This is a genomic window from Aeromonas sp. 604282 (assembly GCF_049170575.1).
Classification (GTDB): domain Bacteria; phylum Pseudomonadota; class Gammaproteobacteria; order Enterobacterales; family Aeromonadaceae; genus Aeromonas; species Aeromonas veronii_A.
The window spans coordinates 1-15,333 of sequence record NZ_JAAKMV010000024.1; the positions used below are offsets into that span (position 1 = coordinate 1).

The 15,333-nt window shown below is 60.2% G+C and carries 16 protein-coding genes; 5 read left to right on the forward strand and 11 right to left on the reverse strand.

From position 1 onward, the window contains the following. The 8 genes from G5367_RS19895 to G5367_RS19930 form a co-directional block, all read right to left on the reverse strand. The coding region (locus G5367_RS19895; RefSeq protein WP_421294922.1) for a hypothetical protein at positions 1 to 241 on the reverse strand (241 nt) is incomplete at its 3' end. Between the two features lie 176 nt (positions 242 to 417). Further along, positions 418 to 1,245 carry a D-alanyl-D-alanine endopeptidase gene (pbpG, locus tag G5367_RS19900; RefSeq protein ID WP_304520291.1) on the reverse strand — a complete coding sequence of 276 codons (828 nt, stop codon included), beginning with the start codon at positions 1,243 to 1,245 and terminating at the stop codon, positions 418 to 420. 159 nt (positions 1,246 to 1,404) lie between these two features. Then, positions 1,405 to 2,070, reverse strand: coding sequence for a DedA family protein (locus G5367_RS19905; protein ID WP_421245192.1), 666 nt, complete (start codon positions 2,068 to 2,070; stop codon positions 1,405 to 1,407). 18 nt (positions 2,071 to 2,088) lie between these two features. Further along, positions 2,089 to 3,381, reverse strand: a complete 1,293-nt coding sequence (locus G5367_RS19910; protein WP_005336050.1) for a hemolysin family protein — start codon at positions 3,379 to 3,381, stop codon at positions 2,089 to 2,091. Next, positions 3,344 to 3,607: a hypothetical protein gene (locus tag G5367_RS19915; RefSeq protein ID WP_421245191.1), complete on the reverse strand. Its 264-nt coding sequence runs from the start codon at positions 3,605 to 3,607 to the stop codon at positions 3,344 to 3,346. Before G5367_RS19915 ends, G5367_RS19910 begins: the two co-directional genes overlap by 38 nt. 17 nt (positions 3,608 to 3,624) lie before the next feature. Continuing rightward, positions 3,625 to 4,683: an L-asparaginase 2 gene (gene ansB / locus G5367_RS19920; RefSeq protein WP_005348754.1), complete on the reverse strand. Its 1,059-nt coding sequence runs from the start codon at positions 4,681 to 4,683 to the stop codon at positions 3,625 to 3,627. 130 nt (positions 4,684 to 4,813) lie between these two features. After that, a complete protein-coding gene (locus G5367_RS19925; protein WP_100654640.1) occupies positions 4,814 to 5,008 on the reverse strand; it encodes a heavy-metal-associated domain-containing protein in 195 nt (64 codons plus the stop codon). Between the two features lie 62 nt (positions 5,009 to 5,070). After that, positions 5,071 to 6,021: an AEC family transporter gene (locus G5367_RS19930; protein WP_421245190.1), complete on the reverse strand. Its 951-nt coding sequence runs from the start codon at positions 6,019 to 6,021 to the stop codon at positions 5,071 to 5,073. Between the two features lie 137 nt (positions 6,022 to 6,158). Here G5367_RS19930 and treR point away from each other — a divergent pair, with 137 nt between their 5' ends. From treR to G5367_RS19955, 5 genes are all read left to right on the forward strand, one after another. Next, positions 6,159 to 7,106 carry a trehalose operon repressor TreR gene (gene treR, locus G5367_RS19935; protein WP_421245189.1) on the forward strand — a complete coding sequence of 316 codons (948 nt, stop codon included), beginning with the start codon at positions 6,159 to 6,161 and terminating at the stop codon, positions 7,104 to 7,106. Between the two features lie 192 nt (positions 7,107 to 7,298). Beyond that, positions 7,299 to 8,729: a PTS trehalose transporter subunit IIBC gene (gene treB / locus G5367_RS19940; RefSeq protein ID WP_421245188.1), complete on the forward strand. Its 1,431-nt coding sequence runs from the start codon at positions 7,299 to 7,301 to the stop codon at positions 8,727 to 8,729. Positions 8,730 to 8,795: 66 nt separating this feature from the next. Then, positions 8,796 to 10,457: an alpha,alpha-phosphotrehalase gene (treC, locus tag G5367_RS19945; RefSeq protein ID WP_421245187.1), complete on the forward strand. Its 1,662-nt coding sequence runs from the start codon at positions 8,796 to 8,798 to the stop codon at positions 10,455 to 10,457. A 3-nt stretch (positions 10,458 to 10,460) separates the two neighbouring features. After that, on the forward strand, positions 10,461 to 11,060 hold the full coding sequence (locus tag G5367_RS19950; RefSeq protein WP_421245186.1) for a sugar O-acetyltransferase: 600 nt from the start codon (positions 10,461 to 10,463) through the stop codon (positions 11,058 to 11,060). Positions 11,061 to 11,180: 120 nt separating this feature from the next. Further along, complete coding sequence (locus G5367_RS19955) at positions 11,181 to 11,369, forward strand: hypothetical protein (protein WP_005336040.1); 189 nt, start codon at positions 11,181 to 11,183, stop codon at positions 11,367 to 11,369. A 60-nt stretch (positions 11,370 to 11,429) separates the two neighbouring features. Here the strand turns inward: G5367_RS19955 and rluA are convergent, their stop codons facing one another. The 3 genes from rluA to G5367_RS19970 form a co-directional block, all read right to left on the reverse strand. Next, entirely contained in the window at positions 11,430 to 12,086 is a 657-nt protein-coding gene (gene rluA / locus G5367_RS19960; RefSeq protein ID WP_421245185.1) for a bifunctional tRNA pseudouridine(32) synthase/23S rRNA pseudouridine(746) synthase RluA, read from the reverse strand. A gap of 36 nt (positions 12,087 to 12,122) precedes the next feature. After that, the gene (gene rapA / locus G5367_RS19965) at positions 12,123 to 14,990 is read right to left on the reverse strand and encodes an RNA polymerase-associated protein RapA (protein WP_270905457.1); all 2,868 of its coding nucleotides are present in this window, start codon (positions 14,988 to 14,990) and stop codon (positions 12,123 to 12,125) included. 70 nt (positions 14,991 to 15,060) lie between these two features. Further along, on the reverse strand, positions 15,061 to 15,333 hold a 273-nt coding region (locus tag G5367_RS19970), incomplete at its 5' end, for a hypothetical protein (protein ID WP_421245184.1).

The following is a 15,333-nucleotide window of genomic DNA, read 5'->3' on the forward strand; positions in this document are numbered from 1 at the left end:
GCCCGTAGCTCAGCTGGATAGAGTACCTGGCTACGAACCAGGTGGTCAGAGGTTCGAATCCTCTCGGGCGCACCATACAGACAGCCTCGACTTCGGTCGGGGCTGTTTTTTTATAGGCGATATTTAGCTTTTTGGTGCAGATTCGTTTTCGCGTTATAGCGGCTGGATGGCCTTCCAGTCTGTTCTTGTCCTCTTTCAGACCCCCTTCTGTTATTGCGCCGCGCTCTTCTTTACAGCGCAAACCCTTGCCACCCTTTGCCTCATCTATAGACGCCCTGTATGCCTGCTGTTGCAACGGCAGATGCAGCGCAGCTCATCACTCAGGATTCGCTCATCAACATCCTGCAGGGCCTGCCGAGGCGTTCTGCGGGCAATAAAAAAGGATGCCGCAGCATCCTTTTTTGTGAAGAGATCCACTCAGCTTTTCAGCCATTTGCGAATGCGGTTGGCATCGCCGATGGGTGTACGTTTGCCCACCGAGTTGAGTAGCACGATGGCGAGCTCGCGGCTATCCGGTTTGGCGCGCATCACCAGACAGCGCCCCGCTTCGTCAGTGAAGCCGGTCTTGGAGAGGCGCACGTCCCAATCCGGGTTTTTCACCAGCGGGTTGGTGTTGTTGAACATCAGGCTGTAGGCGGGGGCGCTGAAGCGCATCTCCCGGTTCTCATCCTGAGTGAACTGACGGATCAGCGGCTGACGATAGGCGGCGGCAGCCAGCTTGCCCAGATCCTGGGCGGTGGAGACGTTGCGGGTGGAGAGGCCGGTGGAGTCGTAGAAGTGGGTATTACGCATTCCCAATTGTCTGGCCTTATTGTTCATGGCCCGCACGAAGGCGCTGCGACCGCCAGGATAGTGACGCGCCAGTGCCGAGGCCATCCGGTTTTCGGAGGACATCAGCGCCAGATGCAGGGCGTCGCGGCGGGTCACCTTGGTGCCCATGCGGATGCGGGAGTGGGTGTGTTTGACCCGATCCAGATCGTTTTTGTCGACCGTGATGATCTGGTTGAGATTCTGCTTGGCATCCAGCACCACCAGCGCTGTCATCAGCTTGGTGAGGGAGGCGATGGGACGCACCTTGGTGGCATTCTTCTGGTAGAGCGTCTTGCCCGTTTTTACATCCACGACCAGGGCGCTGCTCGAGCGTACTTCCAGTTTGGCAGGGTTGGGGGCCGCGCTGACCGCAGGCAATCCCAACATTCCCATCAACCCGACAACCAGCGCTGCTGCGCGAATCCGACACCACATACAACCGACTCCGTTCCCATCCAAAAAAAGGCGCTAGATTCACTCATTTTTACCCCAGCTTTACAAGGGCCGAGCGGGACTATTTCTGCTATTTGCGCAAAATAGGCGATCAAAAAAGCCCTCTGGCGAGGGCTTTCAGGTCGGGCGTTGGGCGAGGGGTCAATCCCGCGGCTGCGCGGCCCTGCGTTTGCTGATCCAGCGCCAGACCAGCGCCACCATGCCACCCAGCAGCAGGGCCACCGGCAGATAGATGATGATGTTGAAGAACTGGGTCTGGTATTCGGCGGCCAGCTTGGTGTGGCTCAGGTAGTAGCCAAACCCGACCAACGGGCAGATCCACATGATGGAGCTGATCAGATTGACGATGAGAAAGCGCCCCTGGGGCAGTTCGGTGGCACCCACGATATAGGGGTAGGCGGTGCGCACGAAGGCGATATAGCGCGCGGTTATCAGGGTGATGATCCCGTACTTGTCCAGCAGGTGGTAGACCTTCTGCTGGTGTCGCTCTTCCACGTGGGACATCAGCCGATGGTAGAGCTGGGTGTGGCCAAGAAAGCGCCCCTGCATGTAACCGAGCCAGGTGCCGACAAAGGTAGCAATGATCAACAGCGGGATTACCCCGAGAGACAATACATCCTGATAGATGAGCACGCCTGTGAGGATCAGCAGGCTGTCACCGGGCAGAAAGGCGGTAGGGATGAATCCGTTTTCCAGTACCAGAAACGTCAGAATAACACCACAGATCATGAAGGCCATCTTGGGATCGGAAAGTGTGTTCAGATCGTGATTCATAAAGGCGTGAGCCAGTTGGTAAAACTGCTCCATACTTGCAAACTCCGCAGGTTAGCTGGGTTGATCGGTCAAGGGCATGGCGAGCACCTTGTCGATGCGCAGGCCATCCATGTCAACAATTTCCAGTTGCCACTGTTCCAGTGTCACCAGGTCTCCGGTTTGTGGAACACGACCAAGGAGCAGCATGATAAGCCCTCCGAGGGTGTGATAGTGATGTTTTTCTTCTTCTGGCAGACGAACCAGCTCCAGACAGTCCTTTAATTCCGGCAACGGGATCAGGCCGTCGAGCAGCCAGCTGCCATCGGCGCGCCGGAAGGCCCAGTTGTCTTCACCATCCTCCTGCTGGAAATCCCCCGCCAGCGCCTCCAGCAGATCCTGCTGGGTGACCAGTCCCTGCAACTCGCCATATTCGTCAACCACCAGCGCCATCTGTTCGCTGTGGGTGCGGAAGTGGTTGAGCAGCTCGACGCCGTTGAGGGTCTCGGGCAGCAGGCTGCCCTCCTGGGTCAGGGCAGCCAGATCGATGGGCTCCCCCTTGATATAGGCGTGCAGCACCTTGCTGACATTGATGATACCCACCAATTCTGACAAGTTGCCGTCGCAGACCGGAAAATAGCTGTGTCGATACTCCACCAGCCGCTGCAGGTTGGTCTCCAGCGGCAGCGCCAGATCCAGATAGCGGATATCGCTGCGCGGCACCATCAGGGAGGAGAGGCTGCGCTCGTCAAGACGGAAGACGTTGCGCAGCATGGTGTGTTCATGATCCTCGATCACCCCGGCTTCAGAGCCCTCCACCAGCATGGCGTGGATCTCCTCCTCGGTAACGTTGGCGCTGCCGTTCTGGTTGACCCGCAGCAGCCGCAGGCTGGCATTGGTAGAGGCCGACAGCAGCCAGACGAAGGGGCGGGTCAGGGTGGCGAGCCAGTGCATGGGGCGCGCGACCAGACAGGCGATGCGCTCGGCATTGAGCTGGCCGAGCCGCTTGGGCACCAGCTCCCCCACCACGATGGAGAGGTAAGTAACCACCACCACCACAATGATGGTGGCGATCAGGCCACTGCTCTTGGCGGGGAGTCCCCACTCCTGCAACCAGAGGGAAAAGGGCTGGGCCAGCAGGGATTCGCCGTAGATACCGTTGAGCAGACCTATGCTGGTAATGCCGATCTGGACGGCAGAGAGAAAATGGGTCGGGTCTTCGCCCAGTTTGAGGGCAATGGCGGCGGAACGGTTGCCTTCAGAGGCAAGCTTGCCGAGGCGAGCCTTGCGTGCGGTGACGATGGCGATTTCTGACATGGCGAAGACGCCATTAAGCAAAATCAATCCCAGCAGGATCAATATTTCCATACAGCAACAGCACTCCTTGAGTGGATAAGATCGCTGGCAGTGTAATGAATTTGGCGGCGATGCGCTTGTGAAAGCGGGTGATCCGGCTCGCTAATTTGATGACAGCGCTCTGCGGTGGCTGAAAAAGATGGCCGGAAAAGGGAAGGATGACCCCGCCAAACGGCGTAATGGGCGAGGCAGCATTGCAGAAGGGAAAAGGGCGGGAAGTCCCGCCCTTGCTTGTCATGGTTCAGACAACTGTTGTCAGAACTGCTGGAACCAGCGCTGGATCTGGGCCGGGTCCTTGCTCTGGGTCAGGGAGAGCATCAGCAGCACCCGCGCTTTCTGCGGGTTGAGAGTGCCGGAGGCTACGAAGCCGTACTTGGCATCATCGATCTCGGCATCCAGGGTGGTGGCGCCGGTCGGTACGCGGGCGGAGCGCACGACGCGGATGCCATCCTTGCTCGCCTTGGCCAAGGTATCGAACAGGGTGTGGTAGAGGTTGCCGTTACCCACCCCGGCACTGACGATGCCGTCGAACTTGGCATCCACCATCGCTTTGGCCGGCAAGTCGGTGGCGTTGGCGTAGCTGTAGACGATGCCGACTTGCGGCAGCTTGTCGAGCTTGCTCACGTCAAACGGCGTCTTGCTGGTGTGCAGACGGGCCGGGCTGCGCTGATAGTCGATCTTGCCGTTGTGGATGTAACCGAGCGGGCCAAAGTTGGGGGAGGCGAAGGTTTGCACCCCGGTGGTGTTGGTCTTGGTGACGTCGCGGGCATCCAGCACTGTGTCGTTCATCGCCACCATCACGCCACGGCCCTTGGAGGCGGGGTCGGAGGCGGTCACTACGGCGTTGTAGAGGTTGAGCGGGCCATCGGCACTCATGGCGGTGGAGGGGCGCATGGCGCCGACCAGCACCACCGGCTTGTCGCTCTTGACGGTCAGATTGAGGAAGTAGGCGGTCTCTTCCATGGTGTCGGTGCCGTGGGTAATGACGATGCCATCCACGTCATCCTTGGCCAGCAGCTCGTTGACCCGCTTGGCCAGCTTGAGCCACACCTCGTCGTTCATGTCCTGGGAGCCGATCTTCACCACCTGCTCACCCTGCACATCGGCCACGTTCTTCATCTCGGGCACGGCGGCGATCAGGGTTTCGATGGCCACCTTGCCAGCCTCGTAGTTGGACTGGGTAGCCGACTGGCCAGCTCCGGCAATGGTGCCGCCGGTTGCCAGAATATGGACGTTGGGCAGGGCCATTGCCATGGGGGAGAGGGTCAGGCCGACGACGGCGGCGAGCAGGGTCTTGCGGATCGGTAGGGTCATGCTGCAAATCCTTGTGGTTGGAATAATCGCAGCAAGTTTGCCCGTTTAATAACCCGGGTCTGTGATAAAACTCACCAAAAGACAGGTGAGTACAGATTTTTAACCTGTTTGATACCTCTATGGAGATAATTTAACTCGCAGAGAAACCCTTGGCTTCGATCAGGGCGATCAGCTCGGCCTTGCTCAGATCACTCTCGATGACGGCCTTGCTGCTGGCGAAATCGACGGTCGCGGTGGTGACCGCAGGCTGGGCCAGCAGCGCTTTTTGCAGACTGGCGGCGCAGCCACCGCAGGACATGCCGGACACGGTGAGTTCGATGGTCATGGGATATCTCCTCTGTTGATGGGCGCCAGCCTAAAGCTGCCGCCTCCGGCAAGGTCAAGCCGTCAGTACATAAGACCCAGATAGTTCATCAGAGTTGCTCCCAGACTAGTGGTGAGCAGTGAGCCGAGGGTGGTGGTGGCGATGATGTTTGCGGCCAGCACGCTGTCGCCCCCCATGGCGCGGGTCATCACATAGCTGGCGGCTGCGGTGGGGGTGGAGCTGATGAGAAACAGGATGCCGAGCGCCTGCGGGCTGAAATCCAGTGCCCAGGCACCAAGTACCAGCAGCAGAGGGATGCAGAACAGCCGGTTTGCCGTGGCCCAGCCAGTCAGCAGGGCGCCCCCGCGCAGGGCCTTGAGGTTGAGGCTGGCGCCGGTGCAGAGCAGGGCCAGTGGCAGGGTCATGTTGGCGAAGTAGTTGCCGGTAGTGATCACCAGTTGGGGCAACTCGATGCCGAGCAGGCCGAAGGGCAGGGCGGATAGAATGGCGATGATCAGCGGATTTTTGGCGATCCCCTTGAGGATCGGTTTGATCCCCTTGCTGCCCCCCAAGCTGCGGGTCAGGGTGATCACCGCGAGCACGTTGTAGAGCACGGTGACCGAGCCCACCAGCAGGGCGGCGGCGCCGATCCCTTCGGGCCCGTAAGCGTTTTGCACATAGGCCAGCCCCATGATCCCCATGTTGCCGCGAAAGCTGCCCTGTACAAAGATCCCGCGTTGACGCCGCTCCGGGATGAAGCGGGCTGCCAATACCTCAAGGATCAGAAAACCGGTGAGGGTGCCGAGCAGGCCGTAGAGGATAAGCCAGGGGCTCGGCATGGTGGAAAAATCGGTGCGCACCATGCTGAGGAACAGGAGGGCGGGCAGGGTGACCTGAAACACCAGGCGGGAGGCGGACTCGACGAAGCTGTCGGGCAACAGGCCCAGCTGCTTGAGCAAGATGCCGAGCAGCAGCACCACGCAGATGGGGCCTGTGATGGAGAGGGAGAAGAGCAGACTGGCCAGCAGATCCATGATGGGCGTCCTGTGCTGTGCCCACACACCCTGACGGCGGGGCAAAAAGGGCATTCTAACGCCATGGGCTTGTATTCACAGGGGTTAATCACAACAATGTGGGCAATTCCACCGCCTAGCCTCCTGTGAGCCAATTCATGGACAAGAAACTGACCATCCTCGATATCGCCAGACTGAGTGGCGTCGGCAAGTCGACCGTCTCCCGGGTGCTCAATCAGGATCCCAAGGTGAAGCAGGAGACCCGCGAGCGGGTGGAGCAGATCATCGCCGAGCACGGCTTCGTGCCGAGCAAGTCGGCGCGGGCCATGCGCAGCCAAAGCCAGCAGGTGGTGGGGATCATCGTTTCGCGGCTCGACTCCAGCTCGGAAAACCAGGCGGTGCGCGGCATGCTGGAGACCCTCTACCAGCGTGGCTACGATGCCGTGCTGATGGAGAGCAAGTTCTCCCCCGCCAAGGTACAGGAGCATCTGGCGGTGCTGGAGCGGCGCGGGGTGGATGGCATTATCCTGTTCGCCTTCAATAACTTGGACTATGCCGCCATGACGCCGCTGAAAGAGAAGCTGGTGCTGGTCGCTCGTGAATATCCCGGTTTCTCCTCGGTCTGCTTCGACGACGCCGGTGCGGTGCGCACCATGCTGGCGCAGCTGGCAAGCCGTGGTGCCCGCGATATCGCCTATCTGGGGGTGGATGCCTCGGACCTCACCACCGGCCAGCGCCGCCTCGATGCCTATCTCGCTTACTGCGCAGAGCAAGGGTTGCACGCGCGCAGCGCCCTCGGCGATCTCAGCCTGCAGAGTGGCTACCGGCTGGCGGCCGAGCTGCTGACCCCCTCCACCCAGGCGTTGGTCTGCGCCAGCGACACCCTCGCCATCGGTGCGGCAAAATACCTGCAAGAACAAGGGCGTAGCGAGGTACTGGTGACCGGCCTTGGCAACAACCCCATGCTCAGTTTCCTCTTCCCCAACGCCCTCAGTCTCGATCTTGGTTACAAAGGGGCGGGGGAGCAGGCGGCGCGTCAGCTGCTCGGCCAGATTGAGCAGGATCGGCCTCCGCTGGTGACAATCGCCCCCTGCCGAACCCTGTGAGCCCCATCACTTCCGACTGAACAAAAAGTGTGCTTCTTGTGACGCTGGCCACGAATTGGGAACGTTCCCATTTCGATCTGGCCAGATTGTCGGCATGCTAAATGGGAACGATACCAAAAACGCTCCGGCCGACAGACTGGCTCAAAAGGGCGATACAGACCACTATTCAATGGCGTCACAGAGGGAAGACCCATGTCCAAGATCAACGCACAGCAGCTTGCCACCCTGATCGACAAGATCGGCGGCAAGGAGAACATCGCCACCGTCAGCCACTGCCTGACCCGGTTGCGCTTCGTCCTGAACGATCCGGCCAAGGCCGACAGCAAGGCCATCGAAACCATTCCGGCAGTGAAGGGAAGCTTCATCCAAGGCGGTCAGTTCCAGGTGGTGATCGGTAATGAGGTAGAGCAGTGGTACAAGGCGCTGACCGAGCAGCTCGGCGTCAGCGGTGGCAGCAAGGAGACCGCCAAGCAGGCGGCGCGCCAGAACATGAACCCGCTGGAGCGAGGCATCTCCCATCTGGCGGAGATCTTCGTTCCGCTGCTGCCCGCCATCATCACCGGCGGTCTGATCCTGGGCTTTCGCAACGTCATCGGCGACATCAAGATGTTCGACGATGGCACTCACACTCTCACCGAGACCAGCCAGTTCTGGGCTCAGGTGCACGCCTTCCTCTGGCTGCTGGGCGAGGCTATTTTCCACTTCCTGCCGGTCGGCGTCTGCTGGTCTGCAGTGAAGAAGATGGGCGGCTCCGAGATCCTGGGTATCGTGCTGGGGGTGACGCTGGTGTCACCGCAGTTGATGAATGCCTACGGCATTGGTCAGCAGACTCCCGAGGTGTGGGACTTCGGCCTGTTCGTGATCCAGAAGGTAGGTTATCAGGCCCAGGTCATTCCGGCGCTGCTGGCGGGTGTCTTCCTGGCTTGGGTTGAGACCAACCTCAAGCGGATCATTCCGGCTTACCTCTATCTGGTGATTGTACCGTTTGTCTCGCTGCTGCTGGCAGTGATCGTGGCCCACGCCTTTATCGGCCCGTTCGGTCGCTGGATTGGTGATGGCGTCGGTTTCGCTGCCAAGGCTGCCATGACCGGCTCCTTTGCTCCCATCGGCGCTGCCCTGTTCGGTTTCCTCTACGCACCGCTGGTTATTACCGGCATTCACCACACCACCAACGCGGTGGATCTGCAGCTGATGCAGAGCATGGGTGGCACCCCGATCTGGCCGCTGATCGCCCTCTCCAACATCGCTCAGGCTTCTGCGGTCGTCGGCATCATTCTGATTAGCCGCAAGGAGAACGAGCGGGAGATCTCGGTGCCTGCTGCCATCTCCGCCTACCTCGGGGTGACCGAACCGGCCATGTACGGTATCAACCTCAAGTACAAGTTCCCCATGCTGTGCGCCATGGTGGGGTCCAGCCTTGCGGCCCTTATCTGCGGTTTCGCCGGAGTGATGGCCAACGGCATCGGGGTAGGGGGCCTGCCGGGTATCCTCTCCATCCAGCCGCAATACTGGGCGGTGTTCGCCATCGCCATGCTGGTCGCCATCGTGGTGCCGGTGGTGCTGACCCTGCTGGTCTACAAGCGTCAGCAAGCGGCTGGCAAGTTGGCCCAAGCCAGCGCCTGACACTGATTATCAGGGCGACCCGCGGGTCGCCCTCTCCATTTCATATTCGAGACAAGAGAAAGACCCATGAGCCAAACACCCTGGTGGCAGAGTGCCGTGATTTACCAGATTTACCCCAAGAGCTTTCAGGATTCCGGCGCCCGTGGCACCGGCGACCTCAAGGGGATCATGGCCCGCCTCGATTACCTCAAGACGCTGGGGGTCGATGCCCTCTGGCTGACCCCGGTCTACGTCTCTCCACAGGTAGACAACGGCTACGACATCGCCGACTACCTTGCCATCGACCCCGCCTACGGCACCATGGATGATTTCGAGGCGCTGCTGGCCGCCGCCCACGCGCGCGACATCCGCATCGTGATGGATATCGTGGTCAACCACACCTCCACCGAGCACGCCTGGTTCAAGTCGGCGCAGGGGGACAAGAACAGCCCCTACCGCGACTACTACATCTGGCGCGATCCGATTGATGGCGGCGTGCCCAACAACTGGCAATCCAAGTTTGGTGGCAGCGCCTGGGAGCTGGACTCGGCCACCGGTCAGTACTACCTGCACCTGTTTGCCCGCGAGCAGGCGGATCTCAACTGGGAAAATCCGGCGGTGCGCGCCGAGGTTAAAAAGATCATCCACTTCTGGGCCAAGAAGGGGGTGGACGGTTTCCGACTCGACGTCATCAACCTTATCTCCAAGGATCAGGCGTTCCCGAACGACGAGATTGGCGATGGCCGCCGCTTCTATACCGACGGCCCGCGCATCCACGAATTCCTGCAGGACGTGAGCCGCGACGTCTTTGCTCCGGTGGGGGCCATGACGGTGGGAGAGATGTCCTCCACCAGTCTGGAGCATTGCCAGCGCTATGGTGCCCTCGATGGCTCCGAGCTCTCCATGGTATTCAACTTCCACCACCTCAAGGTGGATTACCCCAACGGCGACAAGTGGACCAAGGCGCCGTTCGACTTCCTCGAACTCAAGCGCATCTTCAACCACTGGCAGAGCGGCATGCACGGCAAGGGGTGGTCGGCGCTGTTCTGGTGCAACCACGATCAGCCGCGCATCGTCTCCCGCTTTGGCGATGAGGGCGAGCATCGGGTGGTGGCCGCCAAGATGCTGGCCAGCACGCTGCACGGCCTGCAAGGCACCCCCTACATCTATCAGGGGGAGGAGATCGGCATGACCAACCCCGGCTATCAGCGCATCGATGACTATCAGGATGTGGAGAGCCGCAACATCTTCGCCATCAAGCAGGCGGAAGGGATGAGCGAGGCCGAGATCCTCGCCATTCTCGGTTCCAAGTCCCGCGACAACTCGCGCACCCCGATGCAGTGGAGCTCCGCCCCCAACGCCGGTTTCACCCAAGGGACACCCTGGCTCAAGCCAGCCGCCAACTATTCCGAGGTCAATGCCGAGGCGGCGCTGGCCGACCAGCACTCGGTGTTCTGGCACTATCGGGATCTCATCGCCCTTCGCAAGGCTCACCCCATCTTCACTCAGGGGGATTATCAGGAGCTGCTGACCGGGCACCCGCAGATCTGGGCCTATGCCCGCCGCGCTAACGGTCAGACCTTGCTGGTGGTGAGCAACTTCTATGGTGAGCCGGTGGAGTTTGTCTTGCCTGCCGAGCTGCAAAGCGCTCAAGGTCGCCTGCTGCTCGGCAACTACCCCGATAGCCCGGCCCAACCGCAATCGGGTATGCTGCGCCCTTATGAATCCCTGATCTGGCTGATGGAGTAGGTAATGGAGACGGTGGTGCGTGGTGCCGAGTGGCAGAAGATGGTTGCGGGGGAGCCTTATGATGCGGGCGATCCCGAGCTGAAAGCGGCGCGCGAGCGCTGCCGCAGGCTCTATCACACCTTCAACACCAGCTGGCAGGAGAAACCGGCGCGGGATGCTTTGCTGCACGAGCTGCTCGGTGGCCGCGGCCAGGAGTGTGCCATCAATCCGCCATTCTTCTGCGACTATGGTGCCAACATCTTCGTCGGCGAGAACTTCTACGCCAACGTGGGTTGCACCATCCTCGACGTCTGCGAGGTGCACATCGGCGACAACGTGCTGCTGGCGCCCGGGGTGCAGATCTACACCGCCGCTCACCCGGTGGCGGTGGCGCCACGTATCAAGGGTGTCGAATTCGGCAAGCCGGTGCGGGTCGGTCACAACGTCTGGATCGGCGGCAGCACTGTTATCTGCCCAGGCGTCACCATTGGTGACAACAGCGTCATCGGCGCCGGTTCGGTGGTGATCAAAGATGTGCCCGCCAACGTGGTGGCGGCTGGCAACCCTTGCAAGGTGCTTCGGGCGATGACGGCACAGGAGCTTGAAGGCGTCATCCAGCGGTGAACAGGGACCATGAATGCTATTGCTATCTGATTGATAGAAAAGCAACTTTCAGATTGTTTTGCATTCAGTGCTTATGTTCGGGGCCGCTTGGTCGATACTGTTGAGTGCAGGAGGAACCCTATGGATATATCAAGTTCTGCAAATGCGTCGTTTGGTTCTGCTCTGATGACGGCCAGTCTGGCCAAGAAACAGCAGACCCAAGAGGGCGAAGCTGCGCTGAAGCTGCTGCAAAACGCAGCGCAATCAGCGCCGGTTGCACCGACATCGGCCAGCGCTTCTTTGGGAAGCAAGATCGATATTCGCGTCTGACCCTAATGAAAAAGCCCCCATCTCGCGATGGGGGCTTTTTTATCTCTGCGATTTGCGGGGTCAGACCGGGAAAGGTGCCGGCGCTTCGAAGGTCATCCGCTCGCCGCTGCGGGGGTGGCTGATGGTCAGCATGGCCGCATGCAGGTAGAGATGGGGCGCAGCCGCCAGCGCATCCGTATGGGCGTAGAGGTTGTCACCCAGAATCGGGTGCCCCAGCTCCAGCATATGGACGCGCAGCTGGTGCGAACGACCTGTGATGGGGGTCAGCTTGATCAGGCTGTTGCCGTTCTCCACTTTCAGTTTTTCCCACAGGGTAAGAGCGTTACGCCCCTCCTCGTGATCCACCTTCTGTTTCGGGCGGTTGGGCCAGTCGACGCAGAGCGGCAGATCGACCTGACCCGACTCTGCTTCCGGCTCGCCCCACACCCAGGCGAGGTAGTGCTTCTCGGTCTCCCGCTCGCGAAATTGTCGACTCAGCTCCCGATGAGAGTTGGGATTGAGAGGAATGACAATGACGCCCGTGGTGGACATGTCGAGGCGATGAGCTGCCGCCGCCTTGGGGTGTTGCTGCTTCACCCGATGCAGGACGCTGTCTTCATTCTCGGGGCCGCGCCCGGGGACGCTTAGCAGGCCAGTGGGCTTGTTGACCACCATGATGTCCTTGTCCTTGAACAGGATATCGAGCCAGGGTTCCAGAGGCGGTGAGTATTCAAACATAAATGTCTCGCATCAGAAGGTGGGGGCAAGCCCCCATCAGTTATGGGTAACCACGATAAAGCGGATTGCATCCAGCTTGAGTTGGGTCTGATCGATCAGGTGGTGCAATTCTGCCTGCAGATTGCGCAGATAATCCAGTTCGCTGTCGCGCACGTTCGGGTTGACCGCCTTGAGCGCTTCCAGACGATCCAGATCCTGCTGCAGGGTCTGCGCCATCTGGGCGCGGGCCTTGTCGACAATCCCGGCTTTCAGCTCTTCGGCAATGGCCTGGCCCTTGCCAATCAGACCGTGGATCACCGGTTGGGATGCAGTCACGAGCTTGCTGCCGAGGTGGCGATTGACCGGAGTCAGCTGGCGGTTGAAGGCATCGAACGCCACTTTCTCACCCAGATTCTGGCCGTTCTTGTCCATCAGCAGACGGATTGGCGTCGGCGGCATGAAGCGGTAGAGCTGGGGATGGGCCGCAGACTCGGCGACAAAGATCAGCTCAAGCAGGATGGAGCCGATGGGCAGCGCCTTGTTCTTGAGCAGTGCGACCGAGGTGGCACCGATCTCGGAGCCCAGGATCAGGTCGATACCGCCGCGCATCATGGGGTGATCCCAGGAGAGCAGCGCCATGTCATCCCGCGACAGGGCGGTGTTGCGATCGAAGGTGATGGTCATGCCATCTTGCGGCAGGCCTGGGAAGCTGGAAACCAGCATATGATCACCGGGAGTCAGCACCAGCGCGTTCTCGCCACGGTCATCCTGATTGACGCCTATCTCGTCGAACATCTTGAGGGCAAAGGAGATCATGCCGGTGTCGTCATCTTCGGCGGCCAGCTTGTCGACCAACTGCTGGGCGGCGGCGCCACCGCTGGAGTGGATCTCCAGCAGGCGATCGCGGCCCTGCTCCAGTCGGGCCTTGAGCGGCTCGTGCAGTTCGCGGGTCTTGACCAGCAGGACGTCGAGTGCCGCCTGATCGCCGGTGTTGGCGGCCAGCAGCTCGAACAGCTCTTCACGTACCGCTTCGAATACCGGGCGGGCAGTCGGGCAGGTCTGCTCGAACGCGTCCAGACCATCGTGATACCAGAGCTGCAGGGCGCGCTGGGCAGTCCCTTCCAGATAGGGAACGTGGATCTCGACGGTATTCTGCTGACCGATACGATCCAGTCGGCCGATACGTTGTTCCAGCAGATCCGGATTGAGCGGCAGATCGAACAGCACCAGATGACTGGCAAACTGGAAGTTGCGTCCTTCTGAACCGATCTCGGAGCAGAGCAGCACTTGGGCGCCACCCTCTTGCTGGGCGAAATAGGCGGAGGCCTTGTCCCGCTCGAGGATCGACATCCCTTCGTGGAACACGGCACCACGGATCCCTTCACGGGTACGCAGCGCCTCTTCCAGCGCGATGGCGGTCGCCGCTTCGGAGCAGATCACCAGCACCTTCTGCTGGCGGGCTGAGAGCAGCAGCTCCAGCAACCATTCTACGCGCGGGTCGAACTGGGTCCAGGTGGCGTTGTCGCCTTCGAACTGCTGGAAGATCTTCTCGGGATAGAGGTAGCGCAGGGCACGGGTCTGCAGATCGCCACCGTTACCACCCATCATGCCCATCACCTTGATGGCAGTCTTGTATTGCTCCGGCAGCGGCATAGGGTAGACGTTGAGGTGACGCTCGGGGAAGCCCTGAATATTGGCGCGGCTGTTACGGAACAGCACCCGGCCGGTGCCGTGCTGGTCCAGCAGCTTGGCGACTGCCTGCTGGCGGGCCTCAGCATCGCTCAAGTCCAGCCCTTCCAGCTGGCTGGCGAGGATCTGTCTGGCTTCATCGCTCAGGGTCTCGCCATCCAGCAGCTCTTGTGCGGCGCTGGCGACCTGACCATAGGCCTGCTCCTCGGCGAGGAAAGCCTCGTAGTCGTAGAAACGTTCGGGATCGAGCAGGCGCAGACGGGCAAAGTGGCTCTGGTGGCCCAGCTGATCCGGTGTCGCAGTCAGCAGCAGCACGCCCGGCACCTGTTCGGCCAGCGCTTCCACCATTTCATAGGCACGGCTCGGCGCCTCTTCACTCCACTCCAGATGGTGGGCTTCGTCGACAACCAGCAGATCCCACTCGGCTTCCAGCACCTGCTCGAAGCGACGACGCTTCTTGCGCAGGAAGTCGAGGCTGCAGATCACCAGCTGTTCGGTCTCGAAGGGGTTCTCCGCATCGGCAAACGCCTCGATGCAGCGCTCCTCGTCAAACAGGGAGAAGTGCAGGTTGAAACGGCGCAGCATTTCGACCAGCCATTGGTGCTGGAGCGTCTCGGGCAGCAGAATGAGCACGCGATGGGCGCGGCCGGAGAGCAGCTGCTGATGAATGATCATGCCCGCTTCGATGGTCTTGCCCAGGCCAACCTCATCGGCCAGCAGTACGCGCGGAGCGTAGCGGTGACCCACTTCATGGGCAATATAGAGCTGGTGCGGGATCAGGCTGACCCGGCCACCGGCCAGACCACGAGTCGGGTTGCGACGACGCTGGTGCTGGTTGACCAGCGCTTCGTAGCGCAGGGTGAAGCGGGACATCCGATCGATCTGACCGGCGAACAGGCGATCCTGCGGCTTGTTGAACTTGATAAAGTTGTTGAGAAACACTTCCTTGAGGGCAACGGGCTCATTATTGTCAGTGCGCACACCTACATATATAAGCAGGCCGTCTTTCTCCTGCACTTCTTCGACCGTCATGGTCCAGTCTTCGTGACTGGTGATCTGATCGCCCACATTGAAGCTGACCCGGGTGACCGGCGCCTCTTCTTTGGCATACATGCGGTTTTCACCGGTAGCCGGAAACAACAGGGTAACCATGCGTCCTTCAACAGCAACGACAGTCCCCAACCCCAGATCCGTCTCTGTATCACTAATCCAACGCTGGCCAAGTGCAAAAGGCATTAAACTCTCCAAAGCCCAAGAGTGTGTGAATCGCAAAGGGGCGCTATGTTACCCGAAGGCGTGACCTCGATCACCATGCATATAGATGTAGAGAGACCAAATCGCCACAACCTTGATCTGCTACCACCGCCACGCCATCTAGAGGATAGCGAGCTCGCCAAACGGGTGTGTTGTTGCAGGATAAATGCGCTTTTTGGATGATTAATGAACGGTTGAACCAAAAATGCGAATTTAATTCGAAAACACCCTTGCAAGCGTGATCCAGATCCCTATAATGCGCCTCCATCGACAGGGCAAGCGGCAACGCAAACAACCTCGTCGATAACCTCGAAAAGCCTTTGAA